The following is a 16,502-nucleotide window of genomic DNA, read 5'->3' as shown; positions in this document are numbered from 1 at the left end:
TATTTTTTATTATATAATATAAAAAAGTATATTGTATAGGGATTAATTCATCATGCATGACTTCCTCATCGCATTTATTGGCGGCTTAATGCTCGGGCTTTCCGTGGTCGGCTATCTGTACGTCAATGGCCGTATTGCAGGAATCAGTGGTTTGATTGGGCAAGTCTTAAACTCAAAAACCATGTTTAAAACACCTGCAATCTGGTTTTTATCAGGCTTGATCCTCACACCGTTTATTTATGGTCTGTTTGTGCAACCTGAAATCGAATTGAATGCCAGCCCATTGATGATGATTGTGGCAGGTCTGCTGGTGGGCTTTGGGACACGTCTGGGTTCGGGCTGTACCAGTGGTCATGGAATTTGTGGCATCAGTCGCCTGTCTAAACGTTCTATCATCGCGACCATGACTTTTATGTTTGCAGGTTTTGTCGCCGTTTATATTATCCGTCATATCACAGGAGCATTCTAAAATGAAAAATGTGTTTGCCTTTTTATTTGGTGCGCTGTTCTCTGTGGGGCTGATGGTATCGGGCATGTCCAATCCTGAAAAAGTACTCGACTTTCTGGATCTGTTTGGTGATTGGGATGCCAGTCTGGCCTTTGTCATGATGGGCGCGATTGCGGTGGCCTTTATTCCTTTCCAGAAAGCGGTACGTGCGGCTCAACCGAAAACAGTATTTAATGAGCCTATTGATTTGCCTAAAAATAATCAGATAGATAAGAAGCTGATCACGGGTGCGGTTTTATTTGGTGCAGGTTGGGGCATTGCGGGCATCTGTCCGGCACCAAGTTTCACCTTGATCGGTTTGGGTCACTATCAAGTGCTCTATTTTGTTGTAGCAATGCTGGTGGGTGTATGGATTCACCGTAAATGGTCAGAAGCTTAACGATGTCAAACTTACCTATAGTAAAAGATTTTTTTCACGAAGATACCAATACCTTCAGTTATGTTGTACGTGATCCTGCGACCAAAGCCTGCGCCATTATTGATAGCGTTCTGGATTATGATCCGGCATCAGCCAGTACATCAACTATTCATGCCGATAAAATTATTGCCTATATTAAAGAGCAGGGTTTAACGGTTGAGTGGATTCTGGAAACCCATGTGCATGCTGATCATCTAACTGCTGCGCAATATCTCAAAGCTGAATTAGGTGGCAAGATTGCCATGAGCCAGAAAATTTCCGTGGTACAGGAAACCTTTGGTGCGATTTATCATCTGGATATTAAACAATGGAATGCTCAGCAGCTCTTTGATTATTTATTTGAAGATCATGAGTCCTTCCAAATCGGAACATTGAAGGCTTATAACATTCCCACACCGGGACATACGCCTGCTTGTCTGAGTTATGTGATTGGTGATGCGGTTTTTGTGGGTGATACTCTGTTTATGCCAGATTATGGTACAGCACGTTGTGACTTTCCGCGAGGCAGTGCAGAACAGCTTTATGATTCGGTACAAAGCCTGTTTCAGTTGCCAGAAGATACCCGGGTCTTTCTATGCCATGACTATTTGCCTGAAACACGTGAATCGTATGTGTGTGAGTCTGATATACAGACACAAAAAACCCAGAACATCCATATTCATCAGGGAATCAGTAAAGCTGAATTTGCTCAGATGCGAAACCAACGGGATTCAGGACTGGGTATGCCTAAGCTGATTCTACCGGCGATTCAGATCAATATGAAAGCAGGGCAGTTTCCTGAGCCTGAAGCCAATGGTGTGTCTTATTTGAAATTGCCATTGAATTATTTTAAATAATGTTGAGCTGTTTCTTTTGTAAGCCCTGTAGCTATAAAACCTATTCTGCAGATAGATTTTTGGTAGGCAACAGGGCTTCTCAGGGGCGATCCCCATGCAACTTCTATTTATCGCTTAGGTTTGCTCTTGTCAAATTAATTTGACTCACTAAAAGATATGGTGGCAGACAATAAACGCATAAATATACATACGCCTTGAATATCAGGTTGTTTCTTATCTGGTTCAATTATTTATGTAAGTATATTAATAATCATTTAAATAAAAATATTTATCTTCTATATCGATGCTCATTTAATAAGGGACTAAGATGAAAGAGTTATACCTTCTCATATTTCATAAATATAAAATATAGATCATTATGGTGTACGCTTTTTTCACTTTAATAGGTATATATATTCAATATCTAATGAATGTATTGAATTTTAATTCTATTTTAGCAATAGCGATGTCTTATTTTTTTGTATGTATTCATGGTCGAATGGCACTTTTAGTTACGTTTTTCCGATAAATGAGAGTAGTGATAATGGAGAAGTTATAAGAAGATGGTGGGTAATTGTTATGAGTTCTTTGTTGTTTCTTTATATGATAATTTCGCCTATATTTTAGTGAAATGACTTTATTCATAAATATTTGGTTTTTTTACTTTTGAATGAACAGAAAATGGCATTTAATGAAGCTTTTAAAAATATTCAATTATCTTATAAATACTAAAATTATTAAATTTTAACATGAAAGAATTCTATCTTTTCTTACTGCGTAAATATAAAAAAAATGATAGTAATTACTATAGTGATAGTTACTCTAGTCGGTTTTGTTCTTCAAAATATATGGGGAGTATTGGATTTTAAAATATTCTTTACAATTCTTTTGACTGCTTATGTTTGTATATATACATGGTGTAATGGGCTTTTGGCCGAAACATTACCCATAAATGAGTTGAGCACTAATAATGAAGTGATTTCAAGATGGCTAATGATTTTCACCAGTACCTTGGCTCATCTATATCTGTTAATTGTGCCTATATTCAAAAAATAATTTCCTATTTAAGCTCAAATGTATTTTCTACCTTCACCAAAACCAAGGCAATCCGCTCTATATGCTGATAAGCAGGCTGATCTAATTCCTCCCCAAAAACATCGGGGTCAATTTCTTCATAACACCAGTTAATGTGTGATTTAGACAGCATCAACTTTTCAAGCTGTTGTAAAAAAGGATTACCGTCTGGACGAATAGCGACGCCGGTATATAAAAACAAACATCCTTGAGGATTTAGTCGCTCAATACCTTCTTTAATTATTTTAAAAGATAATTCATTGCCATCCAGTTGATTACCGCCATGACGATATTGCCGCTGATCTGCATCAATTAAATAAGGCGGATTGGCAAAAATAAGATCAAACTGTCCTTCCAGCTGGGTAAATAAATTACTGTAAACCGGATGGATATTATTTGAACCCGCAAAGCTGGCATTGATTTGACTATAAAATAGTGCCTTGGGATTAAGATCGGCTACCATGACTTCATGTAGGTCAGGGCAGGATTTGGCGAGATGAATTGCAGCCGCTGAAGTTCCGCAGCACAATTCCACAGCCCGTTTAAATGAATGCGGTCGAGCTGCTAAATATTGCTTGAGATGATAAACAAAGCGATAGGTATCTGGCCCAAAAAATACCGCATCTTGTTGTAGGGTAGGGAAACTTGAATGAATAAATAATTGCTGATCGAGCGAAGCGACACGTACATCACTTAGCCATTGATTATTCTGTAAATGGATGAGCTGATTGTCTTTCAGAATTGCAAAAAGCGTTGGATCGAGATCGGTTTCGGCAAATGACAGATTCCAGCCGAAGATGTCCCGAAGGGTAATTACAGTATTTTTTTCTTTCTTTTTTCGGCCCAGAATACGTTGATGGGAAAGAGGCGTTATGGCCGCAAATTGATAGTCGCGTTGTTTTAAAAAATCTAATAAAAAAAGCAAAGCTTGTTGTTGAGCGGTATCAATATTCAAAATCTGGTTCATATGGATTTTCTCTTCTGATTATTAAAAACCAATTTCAAAGTTCGGGACTTTATTAAAGCTTTTGAAATAACGCGGCCAGACCCGTCTTAACTGATTAAAGTGACTTTTTATGGGGTGATTGCATACAAAAGATAAGCTTGATTATCGCTTAAAAGTAGGTGATTTGGGTAAAAAAGTGCTGCTGATTGGTTAGACTTATATTTTATATCAATCAATCTGAGGTGGGCTAAAACAGAAATTAAAATTGAATAAGGTATTTATCTTATTATTTTACTTAAATAGTCGAGATGACTATTTGACAATAATCATCTCGGATCGGGATTGATAAAAATAGCTTTAATCTTGTACTTCGGGCAAATCAAACCAGATCACTTGTGCATCTTGCAAAGCTTTAATTTGACTGGCTTCCAGAAATGCAATTGCACCACCAGCTTCAACTGTATGCTCGGCAATTTGTACGCTACCTGAAATCACATGCACATAATTGATATGTTGAGTCGCTTCCACAGGCAAACTTTGACCTTGCTCAATCAGCGCAGTTTTAACTTCGGCTTGCTGGCGAATATGCATTAACGCATTTTCATTTGGTCCAACAATCAAATGCCATTGGTTCGGCTGTTCACGTGGGTCGCATTTAACCTGTTGATAGGTTGGCTCTGCATTGTGTTCATCAGGAATAATCCAGATTTGCAGCAGATGAACCGGAACATCACCCTGGTTCATTTCACTGTGTTGCACACCTGTTCCGGCACTCATCAGTTGCCATTCACCCGCAGAAATATGTCCTTCATTGCCCATACTGTCGCGATGCGAGATGGTGCCATCCAGTACACAGGTTAAAATTTCCATGTTGTCATGTGGATGGGTGCCAAAACCGTTATGTGCCGCGATCAGGTCATCATTAATCACACGTAGGGCGCTCACGCCCATGAGTTTTGGGTTATACCAGCTACCAAAGGAGAAGCTGTGTTTAGATTCAAGCCAGCCCATTTTGACATGACCACGGTTGTCACTTGGATGTAAAAAAGCATTCATGTTAATGCTCCTATCATTATTTTTAACTTGAGCTTATTTTAATGGTTTAAAAATGTCATAGAAATCTTAAAACGGCAACAAATCATTCTATTTATGAAACGATCATTGCATGAAATATGTTCTTGTTGAAAGAGAGTACAAGAAAAAAAGCCTGCAATAAATGCAGGCTTTTCTTGATGCAGCGTACTATGATTATTCTAAAAATTTAACAGTCACCCCTGATTTCACTTTCTTACCCAAATCATTGGCATCCCAGTTGGTTAAACGGATACAACCATGCGATGCTGTTTTGGAAATAGCAGATGGGTTTGGCGTACCGTGAATACCAAAGGATTTTTTGCTTAAACCAATCCAGATATTACCTACAGGACCGTTAGGACCTGGTGGTAGTGAAAGTGGTTTAGTATTTTTACCTTGAACAAAGTTGCTTGGTGAATAGCTATACCAAGGATTTGGTGCTACGCCAGTGACTTTATAAGTTCCTGTTGGAGAAGGTGTATCCGAACTACCAATGGTCGCAGGGAATGAGCCAATCATCTGGTTACGACTGTTGAATAGATATAACTGTTTCGCACCTTTATGCGCCACAATTAAATGAATATCTTCTGGAACTTCATTGCGGATATTGGCAACAATAATTTTCTCGCCGGCTTTTTTGAAGGTTGCCTTAGGATTTAACTTTTTCAAAAAGTCTTCATCCATATGGAATTTTTCACCCAACATTTCTGTGACACGAGTGTAATACAGGCCTTTCATTTTGGCTTGCAGGGCATAATCGTGCGGAATGGTTTCTGCGTAAGGCCCTTTCAGGTCTGCATCTGTGATGGTGTATTCAACAAATGCAGGTTTAGCGCCCTGACGTGCAACCAAAGCATCCCAAGTTTCCTGGGTTAAAATACCTGTAGGTTTAAGACCACTGATTTGCTGGAATGAGGCAATAGCTTTCAGGGTATTTTTACCGCTTGCGCCATCAATCGCCCCTGGTGATGCATGAGCATTATTTAACATCACATGAGCACGTGCATAAACCGGGAATTGGCCTTTACCAATATTGTCATACCATGCCGCATTATTTAGACCATCCAGGGTCCAAGATGCTTTAACTGCGGCCGGATTCGAACTTGTTGATGGGCTAAGCGTCTTTGTCGTTGGTGCAGCACCAATCGCAGCGCTATCATCTTCAGTATTTTGGAGATTCTGCAGGGTTTCTGAAGCCTTGTTCAGGTCACGTTGTTCTTGTGGTGTAATCTGCGTATTCGCAGTGCTTGCAGCACCAGATGCGGCATCGGTTGCCAATGGATCAATCGGATCTTGAACGGCAACATTGGCAATCTTTTTAGGATTTAATGGTTGTTCAGCAGTAGATGCGGCAAATGCTGTACCTGCAAAAATGCAACTTAAACTCATGGCGAGTAATGTGCGAACGTACATGTAATTCAACCTTAAGAATTATTCATTAACTATGTGACAAAACTACACAAGTATTGCAGAAAAAATGAGGAGATGCAGTATTTGTTTTGTGTAAAAAATATTTTACATTTAACGTGATCGATTTTTAGCTGCAATAGAAGTTATTAAATTTTCGACCTTTTTGTTATGATGTTTCGAAGATTAAAAATGAGATGGGAAAGTGCATGACGACTCTAAAAAACGATCGTTTTCTACGCGCCTTATTACGTGAGCCAGTAGATACCACACCAGTTTGGATGATGCGTCAAGCCGGACGTTATTTGCCTGAATATCGCGAAACACGTGCCAAAGCTGGCGATTTCCTTTCCCTGTGCAAAAATAATGATTTTGCCTGCGAAGTGACCTTACAACCTTTGCGTCGTTATGACTTGGACGCTGCCATTCTATTTTCAGATATTTTAACCGTGCCCGATGCTTTGGGGCTAGGTTTATATTTTGAAGCCGGGGAAGGTCCAAAATTCCATAAAACCATCCGCAATGAACAAGATGTAGCGAACTTGCCTAATTTCAATGCCAAATCTGATCTTGATTATGTGATGAATGCGGTAAGCACCATTCGTTCGGCTTTAGGCGGACAAGTGCCGTTGATTGGTTTTTCCGGCAGCCCGTGGACACTGGCCACTTATATGGTGGAAGGCGGTTCCAGTAAGGATTTTCGTTATACCAAACAGATGATGTATGCACAGCCTGAAGTATTGCATGCTTTGCTGGATCGACTGGCGATTGCGGTGATTGACTATCTGAATGCGCAAATTGATGCCGGTGCACAAGCGGTACAGATTTTTGACAGCTGGGGTGGTGCATTAGCGCATCGTGAATATATCGAATTTTCCCTGAATTACATGCAAAAAATCGTTGCCGGTTTAAAACGTGAAAAAGACGGACGTAAAGTTCCGGTCATTTTATTTACCAAAGGCGGCGGTCAGTGGCTTGAGCCTATGCTGGCAACCGGTGCCGATGCCTTTGGACTGGACTGGACTACACCTTTGAATGTAGCCCGTCAAACCATCAACGGTCGCGCTGCCTTACAAGGCAATCTTGATCCTGCAACTTTATATGGCACGCCAGCATCCATTGAAAAAGCCACCAAAGCCATGTTGGATGATGCTTATGCCGGTGGTGAAAAAACCGGTTATGTGGCTAATCTGGGCCATGGGATTACCCAATGGGTCGATCCTGCGAATCCTAAAGTATTTATTGATACCGTGCATGAATACAGCGCCAAGTATCTTTAATGCATTGTGAGTCAACTCATTTTTTAGGATTCAACCTTGATCAGTTTTTTTAAATCATGTTTTGAATTCTCATTTAAGGCAGCTTCGGCTGCCTTATTTGGGATTTTACTGCTGATTGCTTTCGCACTTAGCGCATCGATGAATAGCCAGGAATTTTACGGCTTTTTTCGTTATGACTATCTGTTGTTTTATGCCTTAATCATTCAGGCCTGTTTGCTGTATTTAAAACTGGAATCCTGGGCCGAAGCCAAGGTGATTGCCTTGTTTCATATCATGGCGATGGGTATGGAAATTTTTCTGACTCATCCAGAGATTGCGTCCTGGCAATATCCACAGCCGGCAGTTTTTAAAATAATGACGGTGCCCTTATTTGCCGGATTTATGTATTCGGCAGTGGGCAGTTTTTTTGCGCGTTCACTCAGACTGTATCAGGTGTCATTTGATAAATTGCCGGGTTTTAGCAACATGCTGGCTTTGGCAGTACTTTCCTATATTAATTTCATGAGCAAATTTTTTGTTCCCGATATTCGTTTGTTGCTCTTCGCCTGGAGTGGGGTGATTTTCTGGAAAACCAAAATCCGCTTTCAGTTGCAGCAACATCAGATTCAATTGCCGATGTTACCTGTACTGGTTATTTTAGCGTTTATTATCTGGATTGCAGAAAACATCAGTACCTTTAACAAAATCTGGTTATATCCCAGTCAGGTAGATGCCTGGCATATGGTGGGCTGGGGCAAGATGGGTTCCTGGTATTTGCTATTATTGCTCAGTCTGGTGCTGGTTCTGAAAATATTAGGCAAACGTAATTTTGATGGGCGCTGGATTCTGAAAAATCATTAAAATAGTAGTGATTTATCTTTAGCTAAAACATACATTTTTTCCATTGAACGGCACTTGACTTACCGCTACTCTGCAAGAATGTAATTTAGATTACATGACTAAAGTAATAACGTAATAGTAATAATCGTAATAACAAAGATTGCATGAGAATAATTGGAGAATAAGCATGTTGAAGAAAATAATGCTGGCTGCAGTACTGGTCACAGGTTCAGGTATGGCAATGGCCGACAATGATGTAGGTTGTGGTATTGGTAGCCAGGTATGGGCAGGCCAATCCGGTATCGTTCCTAAACTTCTGGCAGGTACTACAAACGTTCTTTTTACTAACCAATGGCTCGGAATTACTTTTGGTACTTTAGGATGTAGCCAAGGTGGAAGAGTAACCGCTCAGGTGGTGGCTTTTACCAATGAAAATGCCGAGACCCTCGCGCGTGATATGTCGGTAGGTGAGGGTGAAAGCCTGAATGTACTGGCTGAATTGCTAAATATCAAAGCTGAAGATAAAGCACGCTTTTTTGCGCTATCCAAGCAAAATTTTTCTGAAATCTATTCCGATCAAAACCAGAATACTCTTCAAGTCTTAGCGTCTTTGCAGGCCGTTATGGAAAAAGATGATGTATTAAAAGTCTATATCTGATCCATTGACTGAAAACCCTGTCTTCCCGGCAGGGTTTTCTTATGAATACAAGAATTAAAGAGAATAAGACGACTCAATGAAATATGCTTTTTTACTGCTTGGACTAGCTATTGCACCTTTGAGTGATGCAGCCGAAATAACACCAGACATCGCTCCTTATTTAACTCGGGCGGAAGCCAAACAGCTAGATCAATCACGTACCTGGCAACGTTTGATGTATGCGAATGCACAAGGCCAAAGCGAGGTTGCGTATTCAGGATTTTTTCTCACCGAGCAGGGGCGTAGCAATCTTAAAAAAGAATTGCAGCAGAACATAAAGGCATTATTTTTAGCATCCGAACCGAACCAGTCTGTGCGGTGCCGGTTCCCGGCTCGTAGTCGCTGGCTGATGCAGCAACTGGAATTGTCTGAACAGCAATTGCCCGCAGTAAGCTGTCCCGAATTTGAGCAGTGGATCAGTGAAGTCAAACCCTATAAAGCGACCTTGGTTTATGCGACGGATTATATGGGCAATCCCAGTTCCATGTTTGGTCATACCTTATTACGTCTAGATCCCAAAGACCAGCAGCAGTTGAACCTGATTTCCTATGCCGTCAACTATGCCGCTACGGTGAATAGTAATGATAACTGGTCATTTGCCTGGAAAGGTTTGACCGGACAATATCCCGGTGAATATTCACTGATGCCTTATTACCGCAAGGTCAAGGAATATGGCGATCTGGAAAGTCGCGATTTGTGGGAGTATGAGCTAAATTTGACTCCGGACGAGACTCAGTTTCTGGTTCAGCATCTTTGGGAAATGCAGAAAGTCAGTTTTCCTTATTATTTTATTAATGATAACTGTGCTTACCGTTTACTCGGGCTGTTTGACCTGGTCCGTCCCGAACTTGATTTGCAAAAACAGTTTCATAGCGCTGCAATTCCGATAGAAACCCTGAAAGTTGTAGAACAGCAGGGATTGGTCAAGCATAAAATTTATCGTCCTGCCTTGGAAACCCAATTGCTGGCCCAGGTCAGACAGCATGGCAAAACGTTGGCTAAAACTGCCCATCAGTTTGCTTATGCCGATATTGCTGTTATGCCATCTATGCTAGATGCCTATCCGGCAGATGATCAGGCTAAAATTCTGGAAATGGCCTATGATCATTTATATCTGGATTTTCTCAGACATAAAATTGATCGCTCTTTTGCTCAGCCTCGCTTTCGTCAGCTGTTGGGCTTAAGAAGCCAGCTTAATATTGATAAACAGCGTCAGCCGCCCGAGCGGCCAAAAACGGATCCGACTCAAAGCCACAATGCCCGTCATGTATCTATTCAAGCGGGAGAAGTGCAGGGCAAGACATTTGTCGAGCTGGGACATCGTCAGGCTTATCATGATCTGGTTGATCCACAGGGCGGTTTTCGAACCGGCACACAATTATTGTTTTTGCAGGGCTCAGTGCAATATCGTGAAGATCGACTCAAATTGGAAAATTTCGATCTGTTTTCGGTGAACTCCTATAACCCGATTACACCATTTAATACGCCGCTCAGTTGGGGTTTTAATTTAGGTTGGCAACAGGAAGCTTTAGAACAGGATGGAAAGTTTAGTGAACACGAGCAGCATGGACTGGCTCACTTAAACATCCAGGCTGGCTATAGCCATGCAGATCAGGCTCGGGAACATTTATGTTATGCCCAATTACAAGGCCATCTTCAGGCAGGAAAAGCTTTAGATCGAGGTTGGCGTGTTGGAGCCGGGCCTACGCTAGGCTGTCAGAATATTTGGTCTGATAAAATCAATAGCCTAATACAGGTAGAGCTACCATACTGGGAAGATTCACAACAATGGCAATTGCGGCTCAATACCCAACTGCAATATGTATTCAATCCTCAAAATGCCATTCGTTTTAACTGGCAATATCAACAGCAAGACAGTAAAGACTGGATGAAAACCGGAGTGGGATATATACGCTTCTTTTAGAGTAAAAAATCTAATAAATATTTATTTTTAATCATTATTTATGTAACACAACTTTTGGTCCACACAGTATTTATTGTCATTATTTGTTATATTAATAACGTAATTATCTCCCTCTCCCTAAAAAGTCTTGGAACCAGTTATATGAATAATGAATGTTTGGCCATGCTGGCTGAGCAATGGGAACATATATGTCAGAATTATTCATCAGATGATTTATTGCATGCCTTTCAGTTTATACAAGATCATTCGCTGATTCTGGTTGAAGAATTTTATAAAAAAATGCTGGTCGAGAAAGAGTCCGCAGAATTTTTCTCGGATGATTTGATTCAGCAACGCTTGCTCAATACACTGAATGCTTGGCTGCTGGAGAGCTTTAGTGTTGGCATTAATAAACGCTATAGCGAAGCGGTACAAAAACAGCACATGGTGGGTCATGTGCATGCGCGTGTGGGCATTCCATCCTGGTTAATCATGCGCGGTGTATGTGAAATTGAGCGCAAAATATTTGAACTGATGGCTCAAAATCCACAACAGGATATGTTCACTGTTTGCAGTTACATGGTCCAGATCATGGGCTTTTCAACTGAAATCATGTGCCGGTCATACGAAGCCAAAACGGCAGTCAATCAAGAGATTAAACACAGTTATCGACTGTTCTCCGCAATGCAGGATGTAGCAGTACAAAAAGACAAACAACGCAGCTCATTACTTGATTGGGAAAATGAACTGATGTTTAAAGTCTTTTCAGGTAATGTCGGTTTTCATCATCCTATCTTGTCTAAATCTGAATTTGGTTTGTGGTTTATTCATAAAGCATCCTATGCTTTTAGCGGTTCCGATCAGGTGCAATTGATCATTGACCGTATTTATCAGGTCGATCAGCTCAATACTGCCGTGATTCAGTGCACGCAAAAAGATGAGATCTTGGGACTGATTCAGCAGATTCGTGATTTAAACCGTGAAATTCAAATCTTGGTCGATCAGTTGTTCCAAGTGTCTGAGTATATCGAATCAGGCAATGATTCACTGACCCAACTGTTAAATCGTCGTTATTTAAATACCATTATTTCACGTGAAATTACTTTCTCACGTCAAAATGGCACGTCATTGTCTTTGCTTGCGATTGATGCGGATTTCTTTAAATCGATTAATGATAAATTTGGACATGCTGCCGGGGATTTGGCACTGAAATTTATTGCTGAAACCTTACAAAAATATAGCCAAGGCAGTGATTATGCTTTCCGGGTGGGCGGTGAAGAGTTCCTGTTGTTACTGGTAGATCATGATGCGCAACGTGCCATGCATATTGCAGAAAGTATTCGTAAATATGTGGAAAATGGCATGATCACCACCACTCAGGGTCTGCAATTCAGATTTACCGTAAGCATTGGCTGTGTGCTTTATGATGGTCAGCCAGATTATCAAAAATTCCTTGCTGCCGCAGATACTGCACTTTATGCAGCTAAAAATAGCGGCCGAAACCGGGTTTATTTGGTGCAAAGCGAGTTACCGACACCAGACATTGCATTGATTGAACACAGCGAATGCTAGGATAACTACTGAAGCCGAGCTCTACATTCTTATTTTGCTTGATATTTAAAAATAGGGCTTGGCCTCATTCTTTTGCAAAATTTGCGTGCCATATCAGGACTAATAAAATCATGCTGCTGTAAATAGCCTAAGAAAAGCGGATAAATTTTTCCGCTCATTCACCTTAGACAGATGGTGAGCGGGAGAGAATGGCTTGAGTAATGATATATACTGAACCTATGAGTGTGCTACGGCTTTAAAAATTTTTATAAAAATATAAAAGAAAAATCTGTATATACAGGTTCTAGGCTTCTACCACGACAAAATATTTTTTCACTGCTTCAACGACTTCAAATGTTCCAGTGAAGCCAGGTGGAATAATACCTGCATTTCCCGCAGTCACTTCAATATAACTGTCAGTCACTTTGTCATGGATGCGAACGACACCTTCAATGATTTGAAAGAATTCCTGTTTGTTGGCAGCAAACTGGATATTCCAGGCACCTACTTCACACTGCCAGATGCCGCAGTTCATATGGGGATGTTCATACAGGCTATATGTTTCACGTTTAGGATTACCTTGCACTAAACGGTCCGGACGAGGGTAATCAATTGCTTTTTCAGCCTGCGTTAAGCCTCGTCCTGCTAACAAAATATGCGACATGAATCATCCTTAAATATATTTACTTCAATTAAGTCAGTATGCATTTTTTCAGTGTATATCAGCACCCATAAAAAAAGCCTCAATAGAGATTGAGGCTTTTTTTAGCATTAACTTAATAGCTTTCAGGTAAAGCGGTCAAGAATTCACGACGTTCGTCTTTATTGGTTTTAAAATCACCCACAAAAGACACCGTACGGGTAGTCGATTCCTGTTTGCCCACACCACGCATCATCATGCACATATGCGCAGAATCAATCATTACTGCAACACCGCGTGCTTTAGTCACTTCAGCCACCGCTTCAGCAATTTGCTGGGTCAGGTTTTCCTGAATTTGCAGACGGCGCGCAAACATTTCAGTAATACGGGCAAATTTGGATAAACCCAAAACCTGGCCTTCAGGTAAGTACGCAATATGCACACGACCGTAAAAAGGTAGTAAATGATGTTCGCAGAGAGAATAGAATTCGATATTTTTGACCAAAACCATTTCACGGTTGTCGGAAGGGAAGACCGCACTATTGGTCACTTCTTCTAAAGTTTTGCTATATCCAGACGTTAAATACGAAAAAGCTTTAGCAGCACGCATTGGCGTATCTTTAAGACCAGGACGATTAAGATCTTCACCAACGGCAGTTAAAATGTTGGCGTAGGATTGCTGCATAGACATAAGACGTGTTCACTTACACTGATATTGAACAAGGACGGCATTGTAGCAGAAAACCGCTACAATACCCTGTTTTAGAGAAAAATTCCGATTACTGTTTGAATTTTGGGTTCTTTTCTGCACGTTTTAGCAGAACCAACACTGCACCAGTGCCGCCTTGCTTTTCAGGTGCACTAACAAAGGCTAGAACATCACGGTGCTGACGCAACCAGCCATTGACATAGGTTTTTAAAATGGCTTCCGGACCTTTGCCATGCACAATCTTAATGACATTCTGATTTTCATCTTTGGCCATTTGAATAATCTGGAGCACTGCAACACGGGCTTCTTCTACGGTACAGCCATGCAGATCGACCGCTTCAAACCAGCGCAGATTTCCGGCTTTTAAATCTTCAAATACTTTATGCTGCAAAGTTGCAATGCGATAGCTTAATGTCGCCTGACTCGCGACCGGATTAAGCATAGCTTGGGTATCCGACAATTCCGCCTGATCGGTTTCCATCGGTCCGGTCGCCGCTGCACGTTTCGCTAAAGTTTGTGCATCCGGTTTTTTCTTGGATGTTTTTTCAAGTTTTGCAATATTACTGGTGTCCATTTTTTTGACACCTTGCATTTGCTTTTGAAAAAGCTCGAAGTCATCTTCCTGTTCTTGCTGAACCTGAGCTTTAGGCTCAGGCTGTTTGGCAATTGCAGTCGAATGCGGATTGGTGATTTGCTTTTTAAAAGATTTCAGTAAATTGTACTGATCTTTCGAAAGCGAAGAATCATGTTTACTCATAATCTTGGTTATTCACTAAATCAGTTCAGGCTGACCAAATAATGCACTAAAGGCATGATCTGGACGAGGCTGTTTCATAAAACTTTCACCCACAAGGAAGGCATGAATATCATGTTCTTGCATCATGTGGACATCGGCAGGTGTAGCAATACCACTTTCAGTAACCAGTAAACGCGAAGGCTCAAGTAATTTTTTCAAACGCAGGGATGTATTTAAATTGACATCAAAGGTTTTTAAATTACGGTTGTTTACGCCTAACAGACAACGATCTGAGAGCTTCATTGCACGTTCCAGTTCATCTTCATCATGTACTTCAACCAGTACATCCAGATTATGCTCAAATGCCGTTTTCGACATTTCTTCTAGTTGCTGGTCAGACAGACAGGCCACAATTAAAAGAATACAGTCTGCATGTAAGGCGCGAGCTTCAATCACCCCATAAGGGTCAATCAAAAAATCCTTGCGTAATGCGGGCAGGGCACAGTGTGAACGGGCAATCTGGATATTTTCATCCGCACCCTGGAAAAAGTCTACATCTGTCAGTACAGACAGGCAAGCCGCGCCAGCATCTTCATACTGCTGGGCAATTTCCGCAGGATTAAAATTTTCACGAATCACGCCTTTAGATGGCGAAGCTTTTTTAACTTCTGCAATCACACCTGGACGTTTAGACATGACGCTTTGTGCAAAACCTCGCACAGGCGTTGCTGCCTGCGCCAGCTCTTCTACATCTTTATAGCTGCGTTGCTTAAGACGGGCAGCAAATTCTTCCTGCTTACGATCAACAATTTTGCCTAAAATTGTATTTGCGATATCTACCATGATCTTTGTCCTACTGCCTTAAGCTTCGTATTCTTTTAAAGTTTTGGTGAATTCGGACAAAATGCCCATTTTTTCTAAAGCCTGACCGCCGTAGATAATGTCATGCGCCAATGCCACACCTTGTTTATAACTGCTAGTCAAGCCTGAAACATAGATACCGGCACCAGCATTCAGTGCCACCATATTGGCCGCTTTTTCACCAATGGCAGATTTTTTCTTGCCTAAGGCATCTTTAATCAAAGCCAGGCTTTCAGCTGCGCTATCAACCGATAAACCCGTTAAAGTTTGCGATTCAATATCGACGGCTTCAGGTTGAATTTCCCATTCAGTAATTTCACCATCTTTCAGTTCAGCCACATAGGTTGAAGAAGCAAGACTAATTTCATCCAGGCCATCTTTAGAATGCACCACCATGACATGTTCTGCACCCAACTGTTTCAACACTTCAGCCATCGGACGACAAAGTTCAGTGGAAAATACGCCTATTACAAAGCGTTTTACTCCGGCCGGATTGGTCAGAGGGCCAAGCAGGTTGAAAATACTGCGGAAGCCCAATTCTTTACGTGGACCTGCTGCATATTTCATGGCCTTATGATGATTCGGCGCAAACAGGAAACCGACGCCCATTTCACGAATGCAGCGTTCAGTCTGTTGCATGTTGAGGTCAAGGTTAATTCCTGCCTGTTCAAGTAAATCAGATGAGCCGGATTTAGAGGAAACACCGCGACCACCATGTTTGGCAATGGTGGCACCTGCGGCTGCAATGACAAAACTGGATGCAGTCGATACGTTAAACAGGTTTTGGCCATCACCCCCTGTACCAACAATATCCACCAGATGAGGCAGATCGCTAACATCAATTTTAATCGCAAACTCACGCATTACGCGTGCAGCAGCGGTAATTTCATCAATACTTTCGCCTTTTAAGCGCAGTCCCATCATCAAGGCGCCAATCTGTGCATCAGTGGCTTGACCATTCATAATGGTGCGCATCACCTCTTCCATTTGCGGTTGAGTGAGTTCGATATTTTTAGTGATGTTATTTAAAGCTTGTTGAATATTCATAATCTTGATCGCGCTCG

Annotated in this window: 16 protein-coding genes; 8 read left to right on the top strand and 8 right to left on the bottom strand. The window is 41.2% G+C overall.

All coding sequences use genetic code 11. The features are described 5' to 3' along the window. Window positions 1-52: 52 nt before the first annotated feature. Genes B4C48_RS10125 through B4C48_RS10115 form a run of 3 tightly spaced genes read left to right on the top strand, consistent with a single transcriptional unit; the run spans window position 53 to window position 1,762 of the window. On the top strand, window positions 53-469 hold the full coding sequence (locus B4C48_RS10125) for a YeeE/YedE family protein (RefSeq protein ID WP_151837105.1): 417 nt from the start codon (window positions 53-55) through the stop codon (window positions 467-469). 1 nt (window position 470) lies between these two features. Continuing rightward, a complete protein-coding gene (locus B4C48_RS10120) occupies window positions 471-887 on the top strand; it encodes a DUF6691 family protein (RefSeq protein ID WP_291356103.1) in 417 nt (138 codons plus the stop codon). Window positions 888-889: 2 nt separating this feature from the next. After that, window positions 890-1,762, top strand: a complete 873-nt coding sequence (locus B4C48_RS10115) for an MBL fold metallo-hydrolase (RefSeq protein WP_291356101.1) — start codon at window positions 890-892, stop codon at window positions 1,760-1,762. 1,039 nt (window positions 1,763-2,801) lie between these two features. Here the strand turns inward: B4C48_RS10115 and B4C48_RS10110 are convergent. From B4C48_RS10110 to B4C48_RS10100, 3 genes are all read right to left on the bottom strand, one after another. Beyond that, complete coding sequence (locus B4C48_RS10110; RefSeq protein WP_291356099.1) at window positions 2,802-3,782, bottom strand: class I SAM-dependent methyltransferase; 981 nt, start codon at window positions 3,780-3,782, stop codon at window positions 2,802-2,804. Window positions 3,783-4,118: 336 nt separating this feature from the next. Beyond that, complete coding sequence (locus tag B4C48_RS10105; RefSeq protein WP_291356097.1) at window positions 4,119-4,817, bottom strand: pirin family protein; 699 nt, start codon at window positions 4,815-4,817, stop codon at window positions 4,119-4,121. A gap of 192 nt (window positions 4,818-5,009) precedes the next feature. After that, window positions 5,010-6,248 carry a L,D-transpeptidase family protein gene (locus B4C48_RS10100; protein ID WP_291356095.1) on the bottom strand — a complete coding sequence of 413 codons (1,239 nt, stop codon included), beginning with the start codon at window positions 6,246-6,248 and terminating at the stop codon, window positions 5,010-5,012. A gap of 203 nt (window positions 6,249-6,451) precedes the next feature. Here B4C48_RS10100 and hemE point away from each other — a divergent pair, with 203 nt between their 5' ends. The 5 genes from hemE (at window position 6,452) to B4C48_RS10075 (ending at window position 12,513) form a co-directional block, all read left to right on the top strand. Continuing rightward, window positions 6,452-7,522, top strand: coding sequence for a uroporphyrinogen decarboxylase (hemE, locus tag B4C48_RS10095; protein WP_291356093.1), 1,071 nt, complete (start codon window positions 6,452-6,454; stop codon window positions 7,520-7,522). Between the two features lie 39 nt (window positions 7,523-7,561). Next, window positions 7,562-8,362 carry a DUF817 family protein gene (locus B4C48_RS10090; protein WP_291356293.1) on the top strand — a complete coding sequence of 267 codons (801 nt, stop codon included), beginning with the start codon at window positions 7,562-7,564 and terminating at the stop codon, window positions 8,360-8,362. Between the two features lie 166 nt (window positions 8,363-8,528). Further along, window positions 8,529-8,999, top strand: a complete 471-nt coding sequence (locus B4C48_RS10085) for a DUF3015 family protein (RefSeq protein WP_291356091.1) — start codon at window positions 8,529-8,531, stop codon at window positions 8,997-8,999. Window positions 9,000-9,075: 76 nt separating this feature from the next. Then, a complete protein-coding gene (locus B4C48_RS10080; RefSeq protein ID WP_291356089.1) occupies window positions 9,076-10,962 on the top strand; it encodes a DUF4105 domain-containing protein in 1,887 nt (628 codons plus the stop codon). A gap of 141 nt (window positions 10,963-11,103) precedes the next feature. Continuing rightward, a complete protein-coding gene (locus B4C48_RS10075; RefSeq protein ID WP_291356087.1) occupies window positions 11,104-12,513 on the top strand; it encodes a diguanylate cyclase in 1,410 nt (469 codons plus the stop codon). Window positions 12,514-12,796: 283 nt separating this feature from the next. Here B4C48_RS10075 and B4C48_RS10070 read toward each other — a convergent pair whose 3' ends face one another. The 5 genes from B4C48_RS10070 to trpD form a co-directional block, all read right to left on the bottom strand. After that, a complete protein-coding gene (locus B4C48_RS10070) occupies window positions 12,797-13,156 on the bottom strand; it encodes a cupin domain-containing protein (protein WP_291356086.1) in 360 nt (119 codons plus the stop codon). A 112-nt stretch (window positions 13,157-13,268) separates the two neighbouring features. Beyond that, the gene (gene folE, locus B4C48_RS10065; protein ID WP_291356291.1) at window positions 13,269-13,817 is read right to left on the bottom strand and encodes a GTP cyclohydrolase I FolE; all 549 of its coding nucleotides are present in this window, start codon (window positions 13,815-13,817) and stop codon (window positions 13,269-13,271) included. A gap of 94 nt (window positions 13,818-13,911) precedes the next feature. Further along, window positions 13,912-14,598, bottom strand: coding sequence for a Smr/MutS family protein (locus tag B4C48_RS10060; protein ID WP_291356084.1), 687 nt, complete (start codon window positions 14,596-14,598; stop codon window positions 13,912-13,914). A gap of 15 nt (window positions 14,599-14,613) precedes the next feature. Continuing rightward, complete coding sequence (gene trpC, locus B4C48_RS10055) at window positions 14,614-15,420, bottom strand: indole-3-glycerol phosphate synthase TrpC (RefSeq protein ID WP_291356082.1); 807 nt, start codon at window positions 15,418-15,420, stop codon at window positions 14,614-14,616. An 18-nt stretch (window positions 15,421-15,438) separates the two neighbouring features. Further along, entirely contained in the window at window positions 15,439-16,485 is a 1,047-nt protein-coding gene (gene trpD, locus B4C48_RS10050; protein ID WP_291356080.1) for an anthranilate phosphoribosyltransferase, read from the bottom strand. Window positions 16,486-16,502: the final 17 nt, after the last annotated feature.

This window comes from Acinetobacter sp. UBA3106, assembly GCA_002365595.1.
Taxonomy (GTDB): domain Bacteria; phylum Pseudomonadota; class Gammaproteobacteria; order Pseudomonadales; family Moraxellaceae; genus Acinetobacter.
Note: the sequence above shows the minus strand (reverse complement) of the source record. Positions and strands in the feature narration are given on the sequence as shown.